The sequence below is a fragment of the Ruegeria sp. BG5 genome (genome assembly GCF_056538425.1).
Genome location: NZ_JBQFTC010000001.1, coordinates 794,408 through 817,328, shown reverse-complemented (window position 1 = coordinate 817,328; position 22,921 = coordinate 794,408). Strand labels below are relative to the sequence as shown.

Below are 22,921 nucleotides of genomic sequence, written 5' to 3'. Positions count from 1 at the left end.
CGGCTCCGTCAGTGCAGGTTGGGCTGCGCGCCCACCCCTTTTTCGTCGATCATGTGACCGGTGCGGAACCGATCCAGACGATAGGCTGTTGCAACCTCATGCGGGCGGTCGGTGGACAGCAGATGCGCAAAACACCAGCCCGAGGCCGGGGTGGCCTTGAAGCCGCCATAACACCAGCCGCCGTTGAAATAGAGCCCCTCGATCCCGGTCCGGTCGATGAAGGGTGAGCCGTCCATCGACATGTCCATGACACCGCCCCAGGCCCGCAACAGGCGCACGCGACCCAAGGCCGGGATCAGGGACACACCGCTTTCGACCACATCCTCGATCACGGGCAGGTTTCCGCGCTGCGCGTAGGTGTTGTACATGTCGATATCGCCGCCAAAGACCAGCCCGCCCTTGTCGGACTGGCTGCAATAGAAATGCCCGGCACCATAGGTGATCACGCCGTCGATCAACGGCTTCAGCCCTTCCGAGACAAAAGCCTGCAACACGTGGCTTTCGATGGGCAGGCGCATCCCCGCCTTTTCCATCACCCGGCCGGATGATCCGGCAACGGCCACCCCGACCTTCTTGGCCCCGATATACCCGCGTGAGGTTTCGACCCCCTGCACCTTGCCGTTTTCAATGCGAAAACCCGTCACTTCGCAGTTCTGAATGATATCGACGCCGCGCATATCCGCGCCACGCGCATAGCCCCAGGCCACCGCGTCATGGCGTACGGTGCCGCCGCGTCGGTGCAGCAAGCCGCCTTTGATCGGGAACCGCGCATTGTTGAAGTTCAGGAACGGGTACATCGCCCGCACGCCCTCGGTATCCAGCAGTTCGGCATCCGAGCCGTTCAGGATCATGGCATTGCCCCGCCGCCGCGCCGCATCACGCTGCGCATCGGTGTGCACAAGGTTCAGAATGCCACGCTGGCTGACCATGGCGTTGAAGTTGAAATCCTGTTCCAACCCCTCCCACAGTTTCAGCGAGAACTCATAGAACGGTTCATTCCCGTCCAGCAGATAGTTCGAACGGATGATGGTCGTGTTCCGCCCCACATTGCCGCCACCGATCCAGCCCTTTTCCAGCACGGCAATCCGGGCCTCGCCGAATTCCTTGGCCAGATAATAGGCGGTGGCCAGCCCGTGCCCGCCACCGCCCACGACGATGATGTCATATTCGCTTTGAGGCGCGGGGTCGCACCAGGCGGGCGTCCACCCTTTGTGGCCGGTCAAAGCCTCTTTGATGATCCGAAATCCGGAATAGCGCATGGGTCTCTCATGTCAGTTTGACCCCACAATGCGCGATTCTGGATCGCTTGGCTTAGGTGTTTTGCGGTGTGCACTTGTCTCTTTGCGACCTGAACAGGGTCCTAAGCCCAAAAGGAGCGGGCTGTGAACCTTGGGGCACCAAAAAAAGAGGGCAGCCAAAAGGCTGCCCAGGTCGCTAAAGCGATGGGGAGTTTTGCTAGTTCTGGTTCGGCACCACAAGCGTCGGAATGGTTGATCTGCGCAGAACGCGCTTTACGACTGTGCCCAGAAACGTATGCGACGTGCCATGTTCGTGCGACCCCATCACGATGAGATCGCATTTCAGCTCTCTGGCGCGTTTCAGAATCGATTCGGCAGGGTGACCGTCGATCAGTTCCACCGAAGACACGGCGGAATATTTCTCCTGATCTTCGGGGGTCAGCGATTTCAGGAAATCGTGCTGATTGTCCGTCAGCAGAGACTTCACGGCATCGTGCCGGTCCTTGATGGCCTGCTTGCGGGATTTGTCGTCCTGAATGAACATCCGCATGGTGACGATGGCATCCTGCGACAACGGTTCGGTGACATGCAGCACATGGGCTTTTGCCCCATGTGCGATTGCGATGCTCAATGCGTGCCGAAGCGCGTTGTCCGCGTTTTCGGACAGGTCCGTTGCGATCAGGATATTCTCGATTTTGGGTAGCATTGTCTTCTTCCTCCGTGTCGCGGATCAGTACCCAAAGAACCTTGGGAGCCATAGCGCGATTTCGGGCACGAAAGCGATAATGAAGATCGCCACCGTGTTGATGAAGGCAAACGGCAGGGCCGCCACCGAAATACGCTCGATCGAGATATTGGAAATACCCGATGCGATGAACAGGTTTTCACCCAATGGCGGCGTCTGGAAGCCGATGCCCAGAGTACAGACCATGACAACACCAAAGTGGATCGGATCGATCCCCATGCTGTAGGCCACCGGCAGCATCACCGGAACCAGGATCAGAATGGTCGCCAGCGTCTCCATGAACATGCCGACGAACAGCAGGAACAGGATCACCAGCGTCCAGATGATATAGATGTTGTCGGTGATCGACAGCATCCCGTCCGCGATGATGGCGGGGATCTGGTTTTCAACCAGCAGGCGGCCAAACACCGTCGCCGTGAACATGATCAGCAGCACGCGGCCGGTCAGCCAGGTCGTGGTCTCAAGCGAGGTGAACAGCTTCGGCCATGTCAGTTCGCGGTAGATGAACGCACCCACGATCAGAGTGTAGAAGATGGCCACAATCGCCGCCTCGGTCGGGGTGAAGAAGCCCGAATAGATGCCGCCCAGAATAACCACCGGTGCCATCAGCGCCCAGAACCCACGGTACATCTCGCACCAGATATGGCGGGCGGACCAGCCTTCGGTCGTGCCTTTGTAGCCGCGCTTTCTGGCCAGGATGTAGTTCATGACCAGCAGGCTTCCGGCAATCAGGAAGGCCGGGAAAAAGCCCGCGATGAACAGTTTCGGAATCGACACAGTCTGGAAGGTGCCATGCTCGGCCACCGCCTCGGGTGGGGGTGGCATACCCAGTGCCGCGATGCCGAAGATGATCAGCGGGATCGATGGCGGGATCACGATGCCCAGACCACCGGACGAGGCCGTGATGGCCGACGCATAGTCGCGGCTGTAGTTCCGCTGGATCATCGCGGGGATCATCAGCATGCCCACCGCCGCCGTTGTCGCGGGCCCCGAGCCCGAGATCGCGCCGAAGAACAGGCAGGCAAAGACCGCCGCTGCAGACATGCCGCCGGTAAACGGCCCGGCAAAGCTTTCGGCCACGTTGATCAGCCTGCGGGACAGGCCCGACGCCTCCATCAGCGCACCGGCCAGAATGAAGGCGGGCAGCGCCATCAGCGGGAAGGACCCCACCGAGGTAAAGGCGATCTGGACGAACTTGATCGGGTTTTCATCCAGCACGAGGAAGGTGATCAGCGTCGACACACCCAACGCCACCGTGATCGGCGCGCCGATGAACAACAGCAGAAGGAACCCGCCGAACAGGATATAGATGATTTCGGTGCCCATTACTTGCCCCCTTCTTCGCCGAGTTCTGCGCGGACCTCTTCCAGGTCAACCTTGTCCGGATCGCGCAGATCCTCGTCCAGAACGATTTTCTTGTAGTTCACCTGAATAATGCGAACGGTCATCAGGGCAAATGCAATGGGAAGAACGATGTAGACCCAGCTGAGGTGGAACCCGAGCGTCTGGGACGATTGGAACCGGTTCATCCGATTGAAGATGAAGTCCAGCGCCAGATAGACGAAATACAGGTTGAAGCAGATCCAGAACAGGTCGGCGAACGCTTCGATATACTTGATCGCACGCGGCGGCAGAAACTTGAACTGGAACGTCACCCGGTTGTGGGCGCCCATCTTGGCCGCATAGCTCGCGCCGAAAAACACGAACCAGACGAACATGTAGACAGACAGCTCCTCGACCCAGGAGAACGAGAAATTGAACACTGTTCGGACGACAACCTGAAGGAACAACAAGCAAACAAATGTCGCAAGCAGAAAGCGGCAAAGGTAGCTTTCTATATTGTTGAGGATCCCTAAAAAGGTTTTCATATGCCCCTCCCTAGAAGTGAGAGAGCGCCACTTGGGCGCTCTCTTGGTCTTTTTGTATTATTATTCCGAGACCGGCTCGCGGCCGATTGCGGCCAGCACGGCGTTCAGCTTTTCGACGCCGCCGATGCTGTCATAGAACTTCGGCCACACGGCGGTGGTTGCCAGTTCGATGAATTCTGCCTCGTCGTTTTCAGGAACGTGGATTTCCATGCCCTTTTCGACCAGCAGTTCTTTGATCTCGGCTTCCTTGTCGCGCAGGAACTGAGCCGAGGCTTTGGTGGCGTATTCACCGGCTTCCAGAATCATGGCCTGATCTTCAGCCGACAGACCCTGGAATACCTGCTCGGACACGATCAGAGGCTCGATCGAGAAGATATAGCGGATCTCGGTGACGTAGTCCTGAACTTCGTAGAACTTCATCGCGTTGATGGTGGTGTAGGGGTTGTCCTGACCGTCCACAACTTTGGTCTGCAGACCGGCAAAGGTTTCCGACCATGCCATCGGGGTCGGGCTGATGCCCCACGCTTTGTAGGTATCGATCATGATCTCGTTCTTGGGAACGCGAATGACCAGACCTTCCAGATCAGCAACCGATTTGACCGGCTTTTTCGAGTTCGTCAAAACACGGAAACCGGTATAGGTCCAGGCGATGATGCGAACACCGGCGTCATTGATGGTGTTCTCGGTCAGTTCCTGACCAATCGGGCCTTGGGTCAGCGTTTCCGCGTCTTCCAGGCTGAGAATCACGTAAGGCAGCGTGAACACACCAACGGTAGGCGAGAACGGCGTGACGTTGTTGATCGCCAGCAGCGACATGTCCAGCGTGCCGATTGCGGCATCGTTGACGGTGTCCTGCTCGGATCCCAGCTGACCGTTCAGGAACAGTGTCGCGGTGTGATTGCCGCCTGACAGCTCTTCCAGTTTTTCCTTGAAGGCAAGGCCGGTTGCTTCCTGGCTGGACCCGCCGCTGTCACCGACAGCGATCTTGAAGTTCTTGGCGTTTGCAGGCGCGGCCATTGCCAATGCGCCAAGCGATGCAACCGCCGCAAATGTTTTGATACTGTTGAGCAGAGTCATAAAACCTCCTCCTGTTCGTTGGTTTTTGGAAAGTGTTCTGACATGAACGAGCGCTCACTAGACTCACTTCGCACGAACACTAAGTTGTTTTGACTGTAACGCTAAGATAAAGTAATCGACGTAAAGGTGCAGAAAACTACACGTAACCCGTGCCACAGAAAAAAGCAATTACTAGCATATCAGATGTCGACATCAGGCTGCTTCAGGTCTTCCGTACTGTTGTTTGGTGTGGTGGGTTCACAGCGGCAGAGTTTGAACTGAACATCAGCCGGTCGACGATCAGCAAGCATATTGCCGATCTCGAAACACGGCTGGGCGCAAAACTGTGCCATCGGGGGGCCGCCGGGTTTTCCCTGACATCGGACGGCCAGTATGTCCTGGACTCCTCGAATGAGCTGTTTCTGGCCATCGACAAGTTCCAGAACGGGCTGGGGGATGTGCGCTCGGAACTGACCGGAAAACTGCGGATCGCCTTGTTTGATCATTCCACTTCAAACGAGGAATCCAACCTCGACGAAGCAATCAGACTATTCATCGACAAGGCACCGGGCGTGACACTGGACATATCCATGGAGCCGCCGAACATCATCGAAGAAGGCGTCATCAACGGGCGCTTCAATCTGGGGATCGTTCCCTTGCATCGGCAGTCGCCGATGCTGTCCTACTCGGAACTTTATGTCGAAAGAATGCGGTTGTTCTGCGGCCGAGAGCACGAGCTGTTTCATTCCGCGTCCGACATCGTCCCCCTGAACCAGCTGCGCAAATACAATTATGCCGGTCTGAGCTTCAACTCGCCCAACATGGCCGTTCACCAAAAGTTGATGCTGAGGAAATCCGCATTCGTCCAAAACGAAGAATCTTTGATGCTTCTGGTTCTGTCCGGTCGATACTTGGGGTTCGTGCCGACACATAAAGCACGCGCTTTGGTGAAGGACGGTTTCCTCAAACAGATCAACTGCCCCGAGGCCGAGTTTTCGTCGACCATGGCAGCCATTGTCCGAAAAAGCGCATCAAAGGGACGTCGGTTGAATTTGTTTCTGGATATTCTGCGCAAAGCCCACGAAAGTTAGCCGCGAACACAGCCCTTCTGATTGCAGAGGATAAACGCGTGACCCCCAGTTTCGACGCTTTTGCAGCCGGACTGCGCTATGAGGATTTGCCCGAACAGGCGTTGTGGACTCTGCGCCGCTCCTTTCTTGATACCATGGGCGTCGCGGCCATCGGGGCCACCACCGAGCTGTCCGGAATCGCGCGTCGCGTGGCCCCGCTGATTTTCGGGGCGGGCGGTGCGGGACAGGCACAATTGCTGATGGACGGGCGCGCTGTCAGCCCCGTCGGCGCGGCAATGGCCGGTGCCTTCACGATTGACAGTATAGACGCCCATGATGGCACTACACCCTGCAAGGGCCATGCGGGATCGGCCATCTTCCCGGCGCTGATCGCAATGGCGCAGGCCAGTGCGCCAAAGATGGACGGGCGTGACTTTGCCACGCTTCTGGCGACTGCGTACGAGCTGTCTTATCGCGCCGGTCTGGTACAGCACGCAACCTGCGCCGATTATCACACATCCGGGGCCTGGACGGCCGTTGGCGTCGCGGCAGCCGGTGCAAAGCTGCTGGGCGGACATGCGCAGCATATCCGTCACGCCGCAGGCATCGGCGAATACCACGGCCCGCGCAGCCAGATGATGCGCTGCATCGATCATCCGACCATGCTGCGCGACGGGGTCGGCTGGGGGGCACCATCAGGCGTCACCGCCGCCTATCTGGCCATGGAAGGCTTTACGGGCGCCCCTGCCCTGACCTGTGAAGGCGATGACGGCGCCGCCTTCTGGAACGATCTGGGATCCGGTTGGCGGTTGGTCGATCACACGCATTACAAGGCTTACCCGTGTTGTCGTTGGGCCCATCCCTCACTTGATTCGGTTCGGGACCTGATGCGCGAACATGCTCTGTCCCACCAGCAAATCGAACGTGTAGAAATCCGAACCTTTCACTACGCCACCCGTCTGGCAGGCCACGAACCGGCAAATCAGGACGAATTTGCATATGCAATTGCCTTTCCGGTGGCAGCAATGATTGTGCGCGGCCGCCTGGGGATTGAAGAGCTAAGCGCAGACACATTGCGCGACCCCGACATCCTGCGCGTCAGCCGCGCCATTCACCTGATAGACGACCCCGAGATGACGCGTATCAGCACCGACAAACGCTGGGCTCAGGTGACTCTTATTCTGAGCGATGGCCGCCAGATCGCCGATGCACCCCGCACCCCCCGCGGTGACGCAGACATGCCGCTAAGCGACGCCGAAATTCACGAGAAATTCCACCTGCTCGCCGACCCCGTCCTCGGATCGGACCGCGCCGATGAAATGGCAGAGCTGGCGTTGCAATTCGACAGTCTGGACAGCGTCCGTTTTGCTCGGCTTCTTGAACTCTGTTGCCTGCCTGTCTGAACCACAGTCATTCAGCGTCCCGCAACGCCACTGAACCAAACCAGGCGACGACCTCTCTGAATATCGGTTGATCGCACCGTCGCTAGAGCAAGAGCCGCGCTACCCGGTATGGGTCAGCCTGACGCGCGACTCTGTCAAGGAACTGAACAACGCCAACCTGTCCTTTTTGTCCGGCATGAAGGCCGAGGTCTACCTGATCACAGAAAACCGCACGCCTTTGGGTTACCTGACAAAACCACTGACCGATCAGTTCGCACGCGCGTTCAGGTAAGAGGTCGCAGGCTTAGCTTCAGGCTTTTGCTCTGTCGTTGCACCGGTCCCATGGGGCCTCGGACAGAACGGTCGCGTCGATCAATCGCTCGAGAAGCGAGACATGCACCAACGTCCCGGCGGCGCGTGCGTGATCTTTCAGGAAGGCAATGGCCAAAGACTGATCAACGCTGTGCCCATAGGCCGCCGAGGTGATCGAGCCGACCCGTTCACCGTTCAGAAACACCGCTTCGCCGATCAGCGCATCCGTGGGTTCACCCTGAAGCGCCAGCAGGGCGATGCGGCTTTGCGGTTGGCGGGCCAGCATGGCCGAGCGGCCCACGAAATCCTTGTCGGTGGCCGCAAACCGTTCCTGACAGACATCCTTGTGACTGGCATCGTTGGCCAGTTCGTGGCCGCCGCGATAGAATTTCTCGATCCGCAGACTGTCCAGCGCGCGGGTTCCGAACGGGGCCAAGCCGTGGGCCTGCCCAGCGTTCCACAGCACATCCCACAACGCACCCAATTGATCGTTGCGGGCGTGAAGCTCATAGGCCAGCTCTCCGGTAAAGCTGAGCCGCAGGGCGTGAACGGAAATACCTGCGATGGTGATCTGTTTGGTCGAAAGCCACGGCAGGGCCTTGTTGCTGACATCGTCCGGGGTGACGGTTTCCAGAACCTCACGCGCTTTGGGACCGGCGAGGCACAGGAGACCGATTGCATCGGTCTCGTTCCGGATTGTCACGCCCTCCATCGGCACACCGCAATGCAGGGTCAGCCAATCCCAGACCCGCCGTTCCGAAGGCGCGCCGGTGACAAAATAGATACTCTCTGGCCCCGTGCGGGCAATGGTGGCCTCGCCTTCGATTGTGCCCTTACGGTTCAGAAGCAGTGTCAGACAGGTCCGCCCCACGCGCGGCATCCTGTTGGCGCAGACCGCGTTCAGCCACGCTTCGGCCCCCGGCCCTTCGATCCGGAATTTGGCAAAGGCCGAAAGATCCGCAAGGCCCACATGATTGCGGACCGCATGGCATTCCGCAGCGGTTTGCTGAAAGCTGCTGGTGCGCCGCCAGCCCATCGGCTCGGGCGCGTAAAGGCGGGGGCGTTCCCAACCGCCTGCCTCTTCGAACGTGGCCCCAAGTGCGGCGGTGCGGTCATGGGCGCCGGATCGTTTCACGTCGCGGCAGGTTTGGCGCTGGTGCTGCGGATAGGGCATGGCTTGGCGCAGCGTGTAATCCTCGGTCGCGCGCTGGCGGGCATATTCGGCGTCTGCCCAGATGCCGAACCGGCGCGGATCAAAGGCACGGGTCGAAATACCCGCGCTGCCTTCGATCATCCATTCGGCCAGCGCGCGCCCTGCCCCCGGCCCCCAGGCAATGCCCACGGTAGCCCCACACGCCAGCCAGAAATTCCGCAACCCCGGCGCAGGGCCAAGCAACATCGCGCCGTCAGGCGTATAGGTGATACCGCCATTCACCACCCGCTTGATCCCGCGATTCATCAGGGCGGGCATACGTTCGAAACAGTTTTCCAGCCACGGGGTGATACCGTCCCAGTTGGGCTCAAACAGCTCGTTCTCACTGTCCCAGGGGCAGCCATCGGGCCAGACCGATTGCGGGTCCTGCTTGTCGTAGAGACCGATCAGGGCAGACCCCTGTTCGCGCCGTGTATAGCCGCAGAAATAGTCGTCACGCGTGACGGGGATCTCATGCGTCATCGATGTAAATTCGGGCACCTCGTCGGTCACGACGTAGTGGTGCAGCATGGTGGTGATCGGCAGGTCCAGCCCGACCATCGCCCCCACCTGCCGGGCGTGATACCCCGCAGCATTGACCACATGCTGGGCGATGATCGTGCCCTGCTCGGTCTCGACCTGCCATTCGCCCGAGGGCAGCTGCGTCAGGCCTGTTACCCGGCAATTGCGCCGCACCTGCGCCCCCAACTGCCGTGCACCCTTGGCCATGGCCTGACAGGTGCCCGAGGGATCAACATGGCCGTCATCCGGCGTATGGATCGCGCCCAGAACACCCGCCGCCTCGACGTCATATAGCGGGTTCAGCCGCGCCACTTCGGCCGCGTCGATGATATGAGCCTCTTGCCCGCGCGCCAGCACCGCGTCGCGGATGTGGTTGATCCAGTCCACATGCGCGGGGCTGGTCGCCACCCGCAACGAGCCGCAATTGTGCCAACTGACGCCGACTTCGGTTTCACGCTCGATCCGTTTATACAGATCCACGCCATAGTCATGGATCGACCCCAGCGCCTGCCCGCCGACCATGCGGCTGACCAGACCGGCGGCGTGCCAGGTCGCACCACTGGTCAGTTCGGATTTCTCGATCAGGATACAATCGGTCCAGCCCATATGGGCCAGGTGATACAGCACACCCGCACCCATATTGCCGCCGCCGATCACAACTACGCGCGCGTGTTCCGTCATTGCCTATCTTTTCAGTGTGACCGGCGTGTTGGCCCAGACGATCTGGGCCTCGACCTTGCCGGGATTGCGATACCTGTGTGGAATGTCGGCGGAAAAGCTGAAACTGTCGCCGGTTTTCAGGTGAAACACCTGATCGTCCAGCGTCACTTCGATCTCGCCCTTCAGAACCATCCCGGCCTCTTCGCCTTCGTGGGTATAAAAGTCATCGCCAGTACTGCCGCCGGGTTCGTAGGTGGAAATACCCATCGCCAGTTGCCGGTCCAGACTGGCCGACAAAAGATGGTCTTCGAACCCCATGTAATCCGTGCCCGACAGGCCCGAGTATGTCAGCTTTCGCCGCCGGTCAGCGCGCACGATATAGGGGCGTTCCTCGGCGGGGGTGGGCATGTCGGTTTCGAAAAACCAGCCCACCGGAACGCCAAGCGCCTCGGCAATTTCCTGCAGCGCAGTAACCGAAGGGCGGGCCAGACCGCGTTCAATCTTGGACAGGAAGGATACCGATCGCCCCGACACCTCGGCCAGATCGGTCAGCGTCATCTTCTGCGCCTTGCGCAACGCGCGCAGGTCTTCGCCCAGTTTGCCAAGCGAGTCTCGAGAACTTGTTTGATGATTTTTCTTGACGTTCATGAAAATTTACCGTGCATAATTTTCCTAAGCCCGCAAGATTTTTTTGAATGGAGCAACAGATGGACGGACAATTCCCGGACACGCCAGTTTTGCAAAAGGTCAAGGAGCTGCTTGGCCCCGAAGGTTTTGCCCAGACCTTTGCCCCGATCGAAGAGGCCAGCGGGCTGCCCAATGCCGCCTATTGGTCTGACGAATGGCTGGCGCTTGAGAAAGAGCACTGTTTTCGCCGGTCCTGGGTGTTTGCGGGTGCGGCGACCGAATTGCCCGAACCCGGCGACATGAAACCGTTGGAAATCGGAGGTGCCCCGCTGATCATTCTGCGCGATCAGGATGGGGAAATTCGGGCGCTGCACAATGTCTGCCGCCATCGCGGGCTGAAACTGGTGACGGAACCTTGTAAGAGATCAACCCTGACCTGCCCCTATCACGCATGGGTCTACGGGCTGAACGGCAAGCTGCGGGCGCGGCCGCACTTCAGCGGGCCTGACGTGACCGACCGGTTCAAGGATGGTGGCGGCGACAAGCTGGATCTGGTGCCGGTGCGGTCCGAGGTCTGGAACGGTTGCATCTTCGTCAACGTCTCGGGCGATGCCGAACCGCTGCAGGAGTGGCTGGCACCGATGCTTGAACGGACGCTGGGATATGACTTCACGTCGATCCGCTGGGCGGGCAAGATCGATTTCGAGGTCGAGGCCAACTGGAAGCTGGTTTATGAAAACTACATGGAGGGCTATCACGTCTTCTCCGTGCATCCCAAGCTGCTGAAATTCGCGCCGATGAACGTGCGCTGGTCCGGCGAATGGGACCGGCATGTGTTCTATAACGACTATATCTTCCCGGAACTGGGCGAAGGCCGAGGCGACCGCCTGCCCCACTACTCCGGCCTGTCGGACCAGGATGCCAAACGGGGCCTCTGGTTCCTGTGCTTCCCGCATTTCGCCGCCGAAGTCTTCCCCGATCAATTCACCGTGCTGGTCAGCTATCCGATTGCCCCGAACAAAACCCGCGAAGAACTGCATGTCTTTCTGATCGGCGATGCCGCCACCTCGGACGACCATGCCGAGGCGCGGGCCGAACTGATGCAGATGTGGGACGATCTGAACCGCGAAGATCTGGGCATGCTGGAACTGTTGCAACAGGGCCGCCTGTCCCCGGTTTACGACGGAGGACGCCTCAGCCCGCATTGGGAAGGACCAACCCATGATTTCGGCCGCCGGGTGGTCGAGCGGATTTTGACCTGAGCCGCCGTCGCTGCCGGGCAAAAGTCACTTGTCGCCCTTATGGCGGGTTTGTCGGCGCAACAAGATCGGTCAGACCTTCGGTTGCCGTATAGCCTGACAGGCACGCCACCGCCGCGCGCATCCCGAACCTAAGGCTGCTTTGAATGGGCCAATCCTCGTGCAGACCATGAATGACACCGGCGGCAAAGGCATCCCCCGCGCCGACCGGGCTGATGATCTGGTCCACAGGAATGGGGTCCGGTTCAATCGAATACTCTGCGTCATTGCCACACCAAACGACCTGTTCTGGAGAATGCAGAACAACGGCCTTTTTCACACCGCCCGCCTTCAAAGCGCGGGCAGCCTGCATCATGGCATCGGCGGAACCGGCCACAACCACTCCGGTCGCGTGCTCGGCCTCTTGTTCATTGGCAAACAGAACATCAATCGAGGGCAGCGTGGCTTCGACCACATCCCTGAACCTGTCCGACTTGAACGACACGAGGTCAACGCAGGTTTGAATGCCCTTTGCCCGAGCCTTTGACAAAACCTGTGCCGCAACGGTTTCGCCCCCGGGCAAAATGACGTCCAACTGATCAAGCAAGGTCAGGTAGCCAAGATACAGCAGCTTGACGCCAGACTCTGACAGATGCTCGATATTGATCGAGGATGCATCCAGATGGCTGTTGGTTCCCGGATAGTGAAAGAAGGTCCGACTGTCGCCCGGAACGTTCATCACGTGGGTCTGGGACGTGGCCGCTTGCGCCGTCCGCTGCAACCCGTCCAATGGCAACCCTGCCTCTTTGCACAGGCGCAGGACTTCGTCTCCCAACGCTCCGGCGCCTATGAGACCGATTGGCCAAATCGGGTAAGACACCTTCATCGCCTTCAAGCCCAACGCGACATTTGCCGGACCGCCTCCAAGGCCCACATGCTGCGTTTCAATGCGCGCAAGGTCCGATTTCTCGGGCCAATGCGAAATTGTGTGAACCGTGTCCAGGATCCAGTTGCCCGCACAGGCAACGCCTTGTCTTTCAACCTTCTTTTGGACGTGTTTGGGCATGAAAACCACCTGATGGAACCGGGTTCTGACGGCAACATTACCCGATCTTTGCCCAGATCATGCCTTTCAAGTGGCTTCTATCGCCTGATGCCATTGTTGGGTGGCGGTTCTAACCATGGGTTCGGGTCTTGTCGGGATCATAGACCGGGCTGGACACCAGCAAGGCCGATGTCTTCAAACCGTCGCCCGTCACTTCGAGTTTGGTGCCAATCGCAAGGCCCGGCCTGACATGCGCCAACGCAAGTGATTTTCCCATACGATGCGAGAAACACGGGCTGTTGATTACACCCACATCCTCGCCGTTCAGAAACAGTGTTTCACCGCCCGCAACCATGTCCGGGTGGTCGATATCGAGGCAAACATTGCAGACCTTTTCGTTCCCCCTGGCCGCCAACACGGCCGCCTTGCCCCGGAAGTCGCCCTTGGTTGTGCTGATCGTAAACCCCAACCCAACTTCCCAAGGCGTGTTTTCTTCGGTCATGTCGTAGCCGTAAAACAGCAGACCGGCTTCGATCCGAACCTTGTCCAGCGCAGTGAAGGAACAGGGCATCACGCCTGCATCGACCAGTTTGTCCCAGATGTCCCCAATCACTGCGCCATCCGCAAAAACCTCGTACCCGCGTTCGCCGGAATATCCGGTGCGCGAGATCCGGCAGGGATGGCCAAACAGATTTGCGATGGCGTGTTCGAAATAGGCCAGCCCGGTCAGGTCAATATCCGTATGGGCGTTCAGAATCTCCAGCGCGGCCGGACCCTGCACCGACAGGTCATGCAGATCGTCGGCAAACTCGACCTCGACGTCGCGCCCTTTGGCCGACGCCGCAAGCAAGGCCATCGTGTCGCCCGAGCCATGCACGATCATCCATTCGTCCCGGCCATTGTTCGACACGATCGCGTCGTCTGCGATCCCGCCCTGATCGGTCAGCACGCACAGATAGGCTGCCTTGCCCGGTGCAAGTTTGGACAAATCGCGCGTAGTCAGATGGTCCAGCGCCGCTTGCGCATCGGGGCCGCGCACAAAGACCTTTTTCAACGGCGACATGTCGAACATGCCTGCCCGTTCCCGTACCGCGTCATGTTCATCATTGGGGTCGGTGTCATAGGTCCAGGCGGTGCCCATGCCGTTCCAATCCTCCAACCCAGACCCAAGCGCCCTGTGTCGGGATGCCAGGGCAGATGTTCGGCTGAGCTCTTCGGTCATTTTCGGTCCTTTCTAGTGCCATTCATCCGGCATTGCCGCCTTGCGCTCGGAAACGAACGCCTCAAGCGCGGCGCGAATACCGGGTTTCATTTCAGGGTGTTGGTAGTCGTCCAGCATCTGCCGCCAGCGGGCCGAGGCGCGCTGATCCGCCGTCAACGCGCCGTTCTCGACCCAGGTCTCGTATGGGCCCGCATCCGCGATCTGCGGCTCGTAATTGGCCGAGGTGTAGTGGCGCAGCGTGTGACTGGTCGACAGGAAGTTTTTGCCCGGCCCGGTCTCGAAATAGGCATCGCGGCCAAATGCCTCGTCATCGGTATCAAACCCCTGCAACAGTTTCAGCATCGCGCCGCAGTGGTCGAGATCCATGATGAATTTCTCATAGGACATTACCAGCCCACCTTCGAGCCAGCCCGCTGCGTGCCAGACCTGATGCGCCCCCGACAACAGCGTCGCCCACATCGCGCCAACACTGTCCTGCATCGCCTGCCCGTCCGGTGCGTTTGAGGCCGTGATCTGACCGCCGCCGGACCGCACGGGCACGCCAAGCCTGCGGCCCAGCTGGCCAAGCGCCATTGTGGTCATGTTGGCCTCGGGCGAGCCGAAGGTCAGCGCACCGCTGCGCAGGTTCATTGTCGAGTGAAACGAGCCGAACACCACCGGGCAACCGGGCCGGACAAGCTGCGCCAGCGCAATCCCCACCATCGCCTCGGCCAAAGTCTGCGCCGCCACAGCCGCGGCGGAAAGCGGCCCCATGGCTCCGGCGAAGATCGCTGGTGAAACGCAGACGCACTGGTTCGCCTCGGCATAGACGCGCAACGCGCCGGACATGGTGTGATCATAGATCAACGGCGAATTCACGTTGATATTGGCCTGCATCACCGCATGGCGATCCATCATGTCGCGCCCAAAGACCAGCCGCGCCATTTCGATACTGTCTTTGGCGCGCTCTGGTGCGGTGACCGATCCCATGAACGGTTTGGTCGAAAGGGTCAGATGCGCCAGCATCATGTCCAGATGACGCTTGTTGACCGGCACATCCGTCGGCTCGACCACTGTCCCGCCGGAATGGTGCAAAGCCTGAGAGCGATAGGCAAGCTTCACGAAGTTCCGGAAATCCTGCAGCGTGGCATAACGCCGACCGCTCGCCAGATCGCTGACGAAAGGTGAGCCATAGCCGGGCATCAGCACCACATTGTCACCGCCCAATGTGACGGTGTGCTTTGGGTCGCGGCCATGCAGCAGGAATTCTTCGGGGGCGGTGGCACACAGCGCGCGTGCATGACCCGGCTTGAACCGCACCCGCTCACCTTCCACCCGGGCACCCGCCTCGGAGAAGTAGGTCAGCGCCGTCTGGTCGCCGCGAAACTCGACCCCGATCCTGTCCAGAATCCAGTCTGCCTGATCCTCGATCCGGGCAAGCGCGGCTTCGTTCAGCAATGCGTATGGCGGAATCTTGCGTCCCTGAAACGGCTGAACCTGGGGCGGCGCGCTATGGCGCGACAGACGCCCGCGACGCATCCTGCCGCGATCGCCTGACAAACCCGATGGGTTCAACCTGCCCAACGACATCCCTCCGACCAGTAAGAACAGAACAAGCTATGCATGGCGATCAGGCTTTGAAAATCGAGTTTTTCTTTCCCATGCGTTCAAGAATTTTGTACGAAAAACTATGCGCACCCTGTTCCGTCATCACGATCTTCTCAGGCAGTTTGTCGAAATAGCCCGCTACCCAAGTTTCTCTGACGCCGCCGAGGCGCTCAACATGACCAAGGGGGCCATCAGCTATCAGATCAAAACGCTGGAAGGTGATCTGGGCATGGCCTTGTTTCGGCGCACGCCGCGCGGGGTGGTTTTGACCGGCGAAGGGCTAAAGGTCCTGGCCGCCTGTCAGACGCATTACGAGGGGATCGAGGCCGGATTGCTTGCCCTGAAGGGCACAACATCGAAAACCCTGACTGTGGGCGTTTCGACCTATTTCGCGGCACGCTGGCTGTCGCCCCGGCTGATGTCCTTCATGCAAAGCCATCAGGACGTCCAGCTGCGAATTCAACCCATGGTGCAGTTCTCGGGGCAAGAGTTGCAGGATGTCGATCTGGCCATTCGCTGGGGCAACGGAAACTGGCAGGACGGCGTGGTCACGCCTTTCATGCCCATCCGATCGTTCCCAGTTGGCAATGCGGAAGCCGCGCAACTGGTCGCTCAACTGGGCATCGGGAACGCAATCTCGCGTTTGACACTGCTGCGGGATCGCGACGACAGCAACGCCTGGTCCGAGTGGTTGACCCTGGCGGGCCTGCCCCTGCAAACCCGGCGGGACGCGCTGATCGTGCCGGACCCGAACGTGCGGGCGCAGGCTGTGATCGACGGTCAGGGCATCGCCTTGATGGATGATCTTGTCAGCGACGAATTGGGCACTGGCAGATTGGCCCGGCTGTCAGATATTGTGCTGTCCGACTACGGCTATTTCCTGTTCAGACCGCATCACGTTGTTGAGACCGAAACGGCGCGGCTGTTTTCCGATTGGTTGCAGGGTCAGACCTGAGGGGGCGTTTGCACTGGCTGGGATGAGAAGGCCATTCTCTGGCACCAAAGGTTCGGACTATTGCCGCCCTTTAGCCGGGAAAAATGGGCCGCCGAAACCGGCGGCCCATATCTTTATGCCGCGTTATTCGGCGGCAACTTCGTCGTTTACGGTGCTTTTCACACCTGCGGCCTGGCGTTTGCCGTCCTTGTAGATCGCCTTCAGGACCGAGATGCCCATCAGAACCATCACAAGGCTGAACGGAAGTGCTCCGATCACCATGGCCGTCTGGATCGCCGACAAGCCGCCCGCGATGATCAGACCGCCGACAACCAGCGCCATGGCAACACCCCAGAACAGGATATGCGGGCGGGCTTTCGGGCCTTCGTCACCGGCTGCGTTGATCGTGTTGATGATCAGAACGCCCGAGTCCGCCGTAGTGACCAGATAGGTCAGCAGCAGGACCATGACGACCAGGGACATGACCCAGGCCATACCCTCGCTCAGCATCACGCCCAGCATGGCGAACAGCTGATCCGCCTGACCGGCATCCAGAATGGCGCGGTTGGCGTCGCCGTTCAGTTCCAGATCAATGGCGGTGCCGCCAACCATCGAGAACCAGACAAAGCACATCAGGCCAGGGATGAACATCGCGCCAATCACGTATTCGCGCACGGTACGGCCGCGCGAAACGCGGGCAAGGAACAGGCCCACAAACGGCGCGAATGCGATCCACCACGCCCAGTAGAAGATGTTCCAGCCACCCTGCCAGCTGGCCAGCTGATCGGCCACCGAGCCTTCGACGCCATCGCTGCTCCAGACGTTGAACAGGATCCACCACAGGTTCGTGACATAATCGTAGATGCCGACAAACAGAGCCTGCAGACCAAAGAAGGTCGACCCAAAAATCAGGAAGAAGGCCAACAGGAAGAAGCTGAGGCCCATGTTCAGGTTGGACAGCCACTTGATGCCTTTACCCACACCGGACAGCGCCGACAGGGTCGAGGCGCCCATGATCACGAACAGCGAGAAGATGATCGCCGCCTTGGACACGGTGCGCGTTCCTTCGGCGTCAACGGTATAAAGCCATTCGCCAAAGCCGATCCGGTACAGGCCGGACACGAACTGATCGACGCCAAAGCCCAGCGTTTGCGCCATACCCAGAATGGTTGCGACAACCGCCACAACGTCAACCAGGTGGCCCAGCGGGCCGGACAGCGCCTTGCCAAAGATCGGGGTCAGACCCGACCGGATGGTCAGCGGCAGGCCGCGACGGTACGAGAAATAGCCCAGCGACAGACCAACAACCGCGTAAGAGGCCCAGGCCGCCACGCCCCAGTGGGTAAATGACCAGATATAGGCGTCACGGACGTTGCCCAGCGTTTCGCCTTCGGTCAGGCCCATGATGGTCGAGGGGTTGGATTTGAAGTGATAGATGGGCTCGGCTGTTGCAAAGGTCAGCATCCCGATACCGATCCCGGCACCGAACATCATCGAAAACCACGAGAAGTTCGAAAACTCGGGTTTGTCATCATCCAGGCCCAGTTTCAGCCGCCCGGATGCGGGCCAGACCGCAAGCGCCAGACAGGTCAGCACGTAAAACGCCATCGCGTAGACGTACCAGTAGTTGAACGTGGACAGAATGAACGAGTTTATCCCGCCAAGAAAGGCAGCAGCATTATCAGGGAAGGCCACGGCCCAGATGATAATGATGCCCACGATCAATTTGGCCGAGACGGTTACGTCCTTTGTAAACCCTCGATAAAAGCCGCTATCTGCGACCTTAATGGGCAGATCCATTAGGGGTGGTTTCATGTTTCTCCTCCTGTAGACTTAGTTTTCTTAGTTGCTGGCTGATGGGCCCGCCGCATGGAAGCGACAGGTCATCAGCCGCGCGCGTCATCCGAGCTGCACAAAAACGTGACCGTTTTCGATTTTGACGGGATAGGTTTTCAGGTCCTCGGTACAGGGCGCGGACAGCGCCTTGCCGGTGCAGATGTCGAAACGTCCGCCATGCAGCGGGCACTCGATCACGCAGTCGATGACCAGACCGTCCTCAAGATGCTGTTCTTCGTGGGTGCAGTGGCCATCGGTGGCAAAAAAGCCTTTTTCGGTGTTGTAGATCGCGTAGGTCTGACCGCCGTGATCCCAGCGGATCAGGTCTTCCTCGTCGATGTCATCCGTGCTGCAGGCTTCAATCCAGTCGCTCATGTGCCTAGACCTCTTTCGTCATCAGTTCTTCTTCAAAGGGGTAACGCGACAGGGTTATGGGTCCGCTTTCCGTGACCAGCACCATGTCTTCGAGTTTCACACCCTCGACCCCGCCAACCTCGCCGATATAGCTTTCGACACAGATCACCATGCCGGGCTCAAGCTCGCCGTCATAAAATTCCGGGTGGTCGGGGGAATGCAGGATCACCGGCCATTCATCGGCCATGCCCAGCCCGTGCATCATGCAGGGGTAAGGCTGATCGCCAAAGCCCGCAGGCGGCAGGTGGCGGTTCAGCGCGATGTCGGAATAGGCCGCACCGCTTTGAACCAGCTTGGTGTTTTCCATCACCTCGGTATGGGCCATGGTATACAGGCTTTTCTGATAGTCAGACGACCGACCCGGCCCGCAGCGGAAGGCGCGTGAAATATCGGCGCCGTAGCTGAACGGCCCGACCATGCCGCAATCGAACACCACCAGATCACCGGCGCGGATCATGCGGGATGAGGCCTCTTGCTGCCAGGGGTTCGTCCGCTCGCCCGAGGCCAGCAGGCGGTAATCCAGCCATTCACCGCCACCCTCGATCAGGGCCGACCACATATGTGCCCACAGTTCCTGCTCCATCACGCCGTTACGCAGGTTGTCGCGCATCCGGGTCATGCCATCCTCGGCCACCGCAATGGTCAGGTTCATCGCCAGAATTTCCTCGGGCGATTTGATCTTGCGGGCATGGGCCAGAACCGGGGCAACATCCGACACAGTGTGGCCCTTGTCGACCAGCGCCTGCTCGGCATGGAAACCGGCGCGTTCGATGGCGATTTTCCGTTTGCCCGGGCCGCAATGTTTCTGGATCAGATCATCCATCTGATCGGCCCATTTGCGCGTCCATTCGTCATGGCGCGGACCTGCGAACATATAGGAAAGCGGCAGCAGATCGTCCCGGATCTCGTCGATGGTCTCCAGCGTGCTGCCTGTATTCTGACCCGGTTCCGAGTCGAAATACACCACCGGCCCCTCGGCGGGCATGAACAGATACCCGGCCTGAATATGCATCTGGAACAGGGTACAATTGCGCACGCCGGTGGCGTAGCGGATCGACAGCGGCTCGACCAGAATGATCGCATCAAGGCCTTGCGCCCTGATCTGTTCGCGCAGCCGGTTCTGGCGATACCGGCGCATCCGGGGCACGTCGATCATCCCTTCGGTATCGACGGCCTGCATCGGGGGGGTGATCCAGGCGGCTTGTTCAAGCGTCAGCGGCTGGGGCTTGGCGGCGAAGGCTTGGCTATAGTCGGTGGCGTCGTTCATTGATGGGTCGGCGTCCATTTATCGAGGGCTTCGAGGAATTTCTCTTTCTCGCCCGCATGCATTGAGATGTTGGTTTGCGGATAGGGGAAGTTGCCCGCCGTGACTTCGCGGTGGTATTCACCCAAGGCGGCCACGCGTTCTTCGTGGATCTGCTTGTGCAGACGGCCCACCTGTCCAAAGGCATAGGCGTGTTTCGGTGGCTTATCCTCTTCGCTGGCCTCGCCACAGATGTCCGCCACAAACGAAAAGATCGCGTCGCCCGCCATGCCGGAGCCCAGCGAGAAGGTGACGACCGAGGTTTTGTCGTTCACCGCTTCCAGCACTTCTTCGGCCAGACATTCGACCTCGACCGCGAAGACGCCGACATCTTCCATGCGTTTCAGCGTGTTCCAGACCTGTATCGCCTCATCCGCTTTGCGGCCAAAGGCGCGCAGGCCGCCGCAATGGTGGCTGAAGGTGGGGATCAGGCCGATATGGCTTTGCACCGGGATGCCGTCGCTGGCCATACGCTCCATCACGTCGAAGGACCGCAGGGTATAGTACATATCCGCCCCGCGCCGCATCGCCTCATAAGCGTGGGCGACGATCTCATCATCTGATCCGAACTGCGCCCAACTTGAGCCCGCGCCGGTGAAATGCGCCGGGGCCAGTTCGCGCACATCTTCCATCTGATCGGTGCCGACCACGAACAGGTCAATCCCCGCCTCGACACAGGCGGTGATCTGGTCCCGATCCGCCGGGTTTGCCATCGACAGCTTTTTGCCCGACCCCTTGAGTGCCTTGAGGTCCGCAACCGTATAGTTGCGGACCGCAGGGTTACGACTGAAATCGTAGATGCGCTTCATTTACATTGTCCTTTCCGCGACACGCTCGATCGGCCCGCCGCCGGTGATCATATGAGGGGCCTGCCGGATGGAACCCGCCTTGGTCGACAGGCCCAGCGAACGGCGCAGCGTGACCACGAAGACCTCCCAATTGGTGCGCAGGAAACCGGGATCGGGTTCGGGCAGTTGGTCCTGCACCGCCTCGGCCAGCTTGGGCAGGGCGTGGAACGGCACCTGCGGATAGAGGTGATGTTCGACGTGGTTGTTCATGTTCATGTAGAGGAAGTTCGCCAGCCAGTGCCCGCGGAACGACCGGGTGCTGTCCAGGATCGAGGGCGAGTTTTCCTGCAATTCCACGTGCTGGATCAGAGTGAACAGCAGCATGACGGGTGCGCCCATGATACGTGGGATCACGATGAACCAGACGGGCCACCAGATGCCAACGAAGGGAGCCACCGCGATCAGCGCATAGATCGCCAGCATGATCCGCGCGTTGCGGGTCATCTTCGCGAACTCGTTCTCGGGCGTTACCATTTTCATGGTGTCGGTGTAGTGACCGATGGCCAGATGCCAGAACACCTGCATGTGAAAGCGCAGCAGACCAAAGCCGGTGATCTCGGTCATCCAGCCGCCGAACCCCATCGGGGTGTCGAACGGCATCTGGCTGTCTTTGCCCACATGCCATGTATGCGTGTGGTGGTTGGTGTGGGTGTAACGCCGGTGCAGCGGCTCTTCCATATAGAGCAGCGAGGTGACCCACAGCACGGTCTCGTTCAGCCAGCGGGTGCGGAAGGCGGTGCCATGGGCCGCCTCGTGGCTGAAGGAATAGGCGGGCACGGTTAGCACGATGCCATGCACAAACATGGCGGGCCACATCCACAGCGTCCCGAGGCTCAGCCAGACCAGCGCGCCGGTCAGGCCAAGGGCCACCGCCCATTTGGCCAGATAGATCAGACCCGGACGATCAGACCGGGCAGCGATGGATTTCAGGGTCTTCTTGTCCAGCTTGACGCCGGAAGAAGCCGCATTCGTTGGGACGTAGTCTGGCATGATCTCAGCTCGCGTAATCGTCGTTTTCGTGGTCCAGAATGGCTTTCAGTTCGGCCAGATGGCGTTCTGCCTGACCGGGATAGTCTTCCAGCTCCTGCGCTGTTTTCTCGGCGATCTCGTCCGACAGGACGCGCAGCGGAACATTGCATTGCAGCGCGCGGATATAGGTCTCGGCGGCGCGCTCGAAGTAATAGAGGCGGTTGAACGTGTCCGCGACGCTGTCACCCATGACCAGAACGCCGTGGTTGCCCATGATCATGACCTTTTTCTTCGGGTCCTGCAGGGCAGCGGCACAGCGCGCGCCTTCTTCGTCGAAAGCCAGCCCGCCGAAATTTTCATCGACCACATAGCGGTTGAAGAAGGTCGCGGTGTTCTGGTCGATCGGCGGCAGGGTGCTGTCGGCCAGACAGGCCAAACCGGTGGAATAGATCGAATGCACATGCATCAGGCAGCGGTGATGCGGGCAGCCGCGATGGACCGAGCCATGCAGCCCCCACGCGGTCGGGTCCGGCGCGCCGGGACGGTCCAGCGTTTCGGGATCATTCGCATCCAGCAACAACAGGTCCGACGCCCGGATACGGCTGAAATGCATCTGATTGGGGTTCATCAGGAACTGGGTTCCGTCTTCATTGACCGCCAGGGAAAAGTGGTTCGCGACCGCTTCGTGCATGTTCAGCCGCGCCGTCCAGCGGAACGTTGCCGCCAGATCCGCCCGTTCCGCCCAGTGTGATAGGTTTTCGCTATGCGCGGCTTGCAGCATCGGCCCTCTCCTCCTGAATTCAAAAAGAGATGCCTCAGGATGGGCTTTGGTGACAAATGATGAATCTTTGGC

Annotated in this window: 21 protein-coding genes; 5 read left to right on the top strand and 16 right to left on the bottom strand. The window is 59.6% G+C overall.

The window, feature by feature from the left end; translation table 11 throughout:
• Window positions 1–8 precede the first annotated feature (8 nt).
• The 5 genes from ACR0KX_RS03745 to ACR0KX_RS03725 form a co-directional block, all read right to left on the bottom strand.
• Window positions 9–1,259 carry a sarcosine oxidase subunit beta family protein gene (locus tag ACR0KX_RS03745; protein ID WP_170622572.1) on the bottom strand — a complete coding sequence of 417 codons (1,251 nt, stop codon included), beginning with the start codon at window positions 1,257–1,259 and terminating at the stop codon, window positions 9–11.
• Window positions 1,260–1,455: 196 nt separating this feature from the next.
• The gene (locus tag ACR0KX_RS03740; protein WP_170622571.1) at window positions 1,456–1,944 is read right to left on the bottom strand and encodes a universal stress protein; all 489 of its coding nucleotides are present in this window, start codon (window positions 1,942–1,944) and stop codon (window positions 1,456–1,458) included.
• Window positions 1,945–1,968: 24 nt separating this feature from the next.
• A complete protein-coding gene (locus tag ACR0KX_RS03735; protein WP_170622570.1) occupies window positions 1,969–3,309 on the bottom strand; it encodes a TRAP transporter large permease in 1,341 nt (446 codons plus the stop codon).
• Window positions 3,309–3,851 carry a TRAP transporter small permease gene (locus ACR0KX_RS03730; protein WP_170622569.1) on the bottom strand — a complete coding sequence of 181 codons (543 nt, stop codon included), beginning with the start codon at window positions 3,849–3,851 and terminating at the stop codon, window positions 3,309–3,311. Before ACR0KX_RS03730 ends, ACR0KX_RS03735 begins: the two co-directional genes overlap by 1 nt.
• A gap of 60 nt (window positions 3,852–3,911) precedes the next feature.
• A complete protein-coding gene (locus ACR0KX_RS03725; protein WP_480708389.1) occupies window positions 3,912–4,868 on the bottom strand; it encodes a TRAP transporter substrate-binding protein in 957 nt (318 codons plus the stop codon).
• 209 nt (window positions 4,869–5,077) lie between these two features.
• Here ACR0KX_RS03725 and ACR0KX_RS03720 point away from each other — a divergent pair, with 209 nt between their 5' ends.
• The 3 genes from ACR0KX_RS03720 to ACR0KX_RS03710 all read left to right on the top strand — a co-directional run bounded on the left by ACR0KX_RS03720 (window position 5,078) and on the right by ACR0KX_RS03710 (window position 7,651).
• Window positions 5,078–5,998: a LysR family transcriptional regulator gene (locus ACR0KX_RS03720; protein WP_480707885.1), complete on the top strand. Its 921-nt coding sequence runs from the start codon at window positions 5,078–5,080 to the stop codon at window positions 5,996–5,998.
• Between the two features lie 38 nt (window positions 5,999–6,036).
• On the top strand, window positions 6,037–7,380 hold the full coding sequence (locus ACR0KX_RS03715) for an MmgE/PrpD family protein (RefSeq protein WP_480707883.1): 1,344 nt from the start codon (window positions 6,037–6,039) through the stop codon (window positions 7,378–7,380).
• Window positions 7,381–7,447: 67 nt separating this feature from the next.
• Window positions 7,448–7,651: a hypothetical protein gene (locus ACR0KX_RS03710; RefSeq protein ID WP_170622565.1), complete on the top strand. Its 204-nt coding sequence runs from the start codon at window positions 7,448–7,450 to the stop codon at window positions 7,649–7,651.
• Between the two features lie 18 nt (window positions 7,652–7,669).
• Here ACR0KX_RS03710 and ACR0KX_RS03705 read toward each other — a convergent pair whose 3' ends face one another.
• A complete protein-coding gene (locus tag ACR0KX_RS03705; protein WP_170622564.1) occupies window positions 7,670–10,066 on the bottom strand; it encodes an FAD-dependent oxidoreductase in 2,397 nt (798 codons plus the stop codon).
• Window positions 10,067–10,069: 3 nt separating this feature from the next.
• Window positions 10,070–10,693: a cupin domain-containing protein gene (locus ACR0KX_RS03700; protein WP_170622563.1), complete on the bottom strand. Its 624-nt coding sequence runs from the start codon at window positions 10,691–10,693 to the stop codon at window positions 10,070–10,072.
• Between the two features lie 59 nt (window positions 10,694–10,752).
• On the opposite strand from ACR0KX_RS03700, the gene ACR0KX_RS03695 reads away from it, so the two are divergent.
• Window positions 10,753–11,934 (top strand): aromatic ring-hydroxylating oxygenase subunit alpha, encoded by a 1,182-nt coding sequence (locus tag ACR0KX_RS03695; RefSeq protein WP_170622562.1) that lies wholly within the window; start codon window positions 10,753–10,755, stop codon window positions 11,932–11,934.
• A gap of 37 nt (window positions 11,935–11,971) precedes the next feature.
• On the opposite strand, the gene ACR0KX_RS03690 is transcribed toward ACR0KX_RS03695, so the two are convergent.
• The 3 genes from ACR0KX_RS03690 to ACR0KX_RS03680 all read right to left on the bottom strand — a co-directional run bounded on the left by ACR0KX_RS03690 (window position 11,972) and on the right by ACR0KX_RS03680 (window position 15,695).
• Window positions 11,972–12,976 (bottom strand): carbohydrate kinase family protein, encoded by a 1,005-nt coding sequence (locus tag ACR0KX_RS03690; protein WP_480707881.1) that lies wholly within the window; start codon window positions 12,974–12,976, stop codon window positions 11,972–11,974.
• 109 nt (window positions 12,977–13,085) lie between these two features.
• Window positions 13,086–14,177 (bottom strand): aminomethyl transferase family protein, encoded by a 1,092-nt coding sequence (locus ACR0KX_RS03685; RefSeq protein WP_480707879.1) that lies wholly within the window; start codon window positions 14,175–14,177, stop codon window positions 13,086–13,088.
• Between the two features lie 12 nt (window positions 14,178–14,189).
• Window positions 14,190–15,695, bottom strand: a complete 1,506-nt coding sequence (locus ACR0KX_RS03680; RefSeq protein ID WP_480707877.1) for a trimethylamine methyltransferase family protein — start codon at window positions 15,693–15,695, stop codon at window positions 14,190–14,192.
• A 151-nt stretch (window positions 15,696–15,846) separates the two neighbouring features.
• Between ACR0KX_RS03680 and ACR0KX_RS03675 the strand changes: the two genes are divergently transcribed.
• Window positions 15,847–16,719 (top strand): LysR substrate-binding domain-containing protein, encoded by an 873-nt coding sequence (locus ACR0KX_RS03675; protein ID WP_170622558.1) that lies wholly within the window; start codon window positions 15,847–15,849, stop codon window positions 16,717–16,719.
• Between the two features lie 123 nt (window positions 16,720–16,842).
• On the opposite strand, the gene ACR0KX_RS03670 is transcribed toward ACR0KX_RS03675, so the two are convergent.
• From ACR0KX_RS03670 to ACR0KX_RS03645, 6 genes are all read right to left on the bottom strand, one after another.
• Window positions 16,843–18,513 (bottom strand): BCCT family transporter, encoded by a 1,671-nt coding sequence (locus ACR0KX_RS03670; protein ID WP_480707875.1) that lies wholly within the window; start codon window positions 18,511–18,513, stop codon window positions 16,843–16,845.
• 84 nt (window positions 18,514–18,597) lie between these two features.
• Window positions 18,598–18,909 (bottom strand): non-heme iron oxygenase ferredoxin subunit, encoded by a 312-nt coding sequence (locus ACR0KX_RS03665; protein WP_170622557.1) that lies wholly within the window; start codon window positions 18,907–18,909, stop codon window positions 18,598–18,600.
• A 4-nt stretch (window positions 18,910–18,913) separates the two neighbouring features.
• Window positions 18,914–20,215, bottom strand: a complete 1,302-nt coding sequence (locus tag ACR0KX_RS03660; protein WP_170622556.1) for a M24 family metallopeptidase — start codon at window positions 20,213–20,215, stop codon at window positions 18,914–18,916.
• Window positions 20,212–21,060: a 3-methyl-2-oxobutanoate hydroxymethyltransferase gene (locus ACR0KX_RS03655; RefSeq protein WP_170622555.1), complete on the bottom strand. Its 849-nt coding sequence runs from the start codon at window positions 21,058–21,060 to the stop codon at window positions 20,212–20,214. Before ACR0KX_RS03655 ends, ACR0KX_RS03660 begins: the two co-directional genes overlap by 4 nt.
• Window positions 21,061–22,089 carry a fatty acid desaturase gene (locus tag ACR0KX_RS03650; RefSeq protein WP_170622554.1) on the bottom strand — a complete coding sequence of 343 codons (1,029 nt, stop codon included), beginning with the start codon at window positions 22,087–22,089 and terminating at the stop codon, window positions 21,061–21,063.
• A gap of 4 nt (window positions 22,090–22,093) precedes the next feature.
• The gene (locus ACR0KX_RS03645; RefSeq protein ID WP_170622553.1) at window positions 22,094–22,849 is read right to left on the bottom strand and encodes a class II aldolase and adducin N-terminal domain-containing protein; all 756 of its coding nucleotides are present in this window, start codon (window positions 22,847–22,849) and stop codon (window positions 22,094–22,096) included.
• Window positions 22,850–22,921 lie beyond the last annotated feature (72 nt).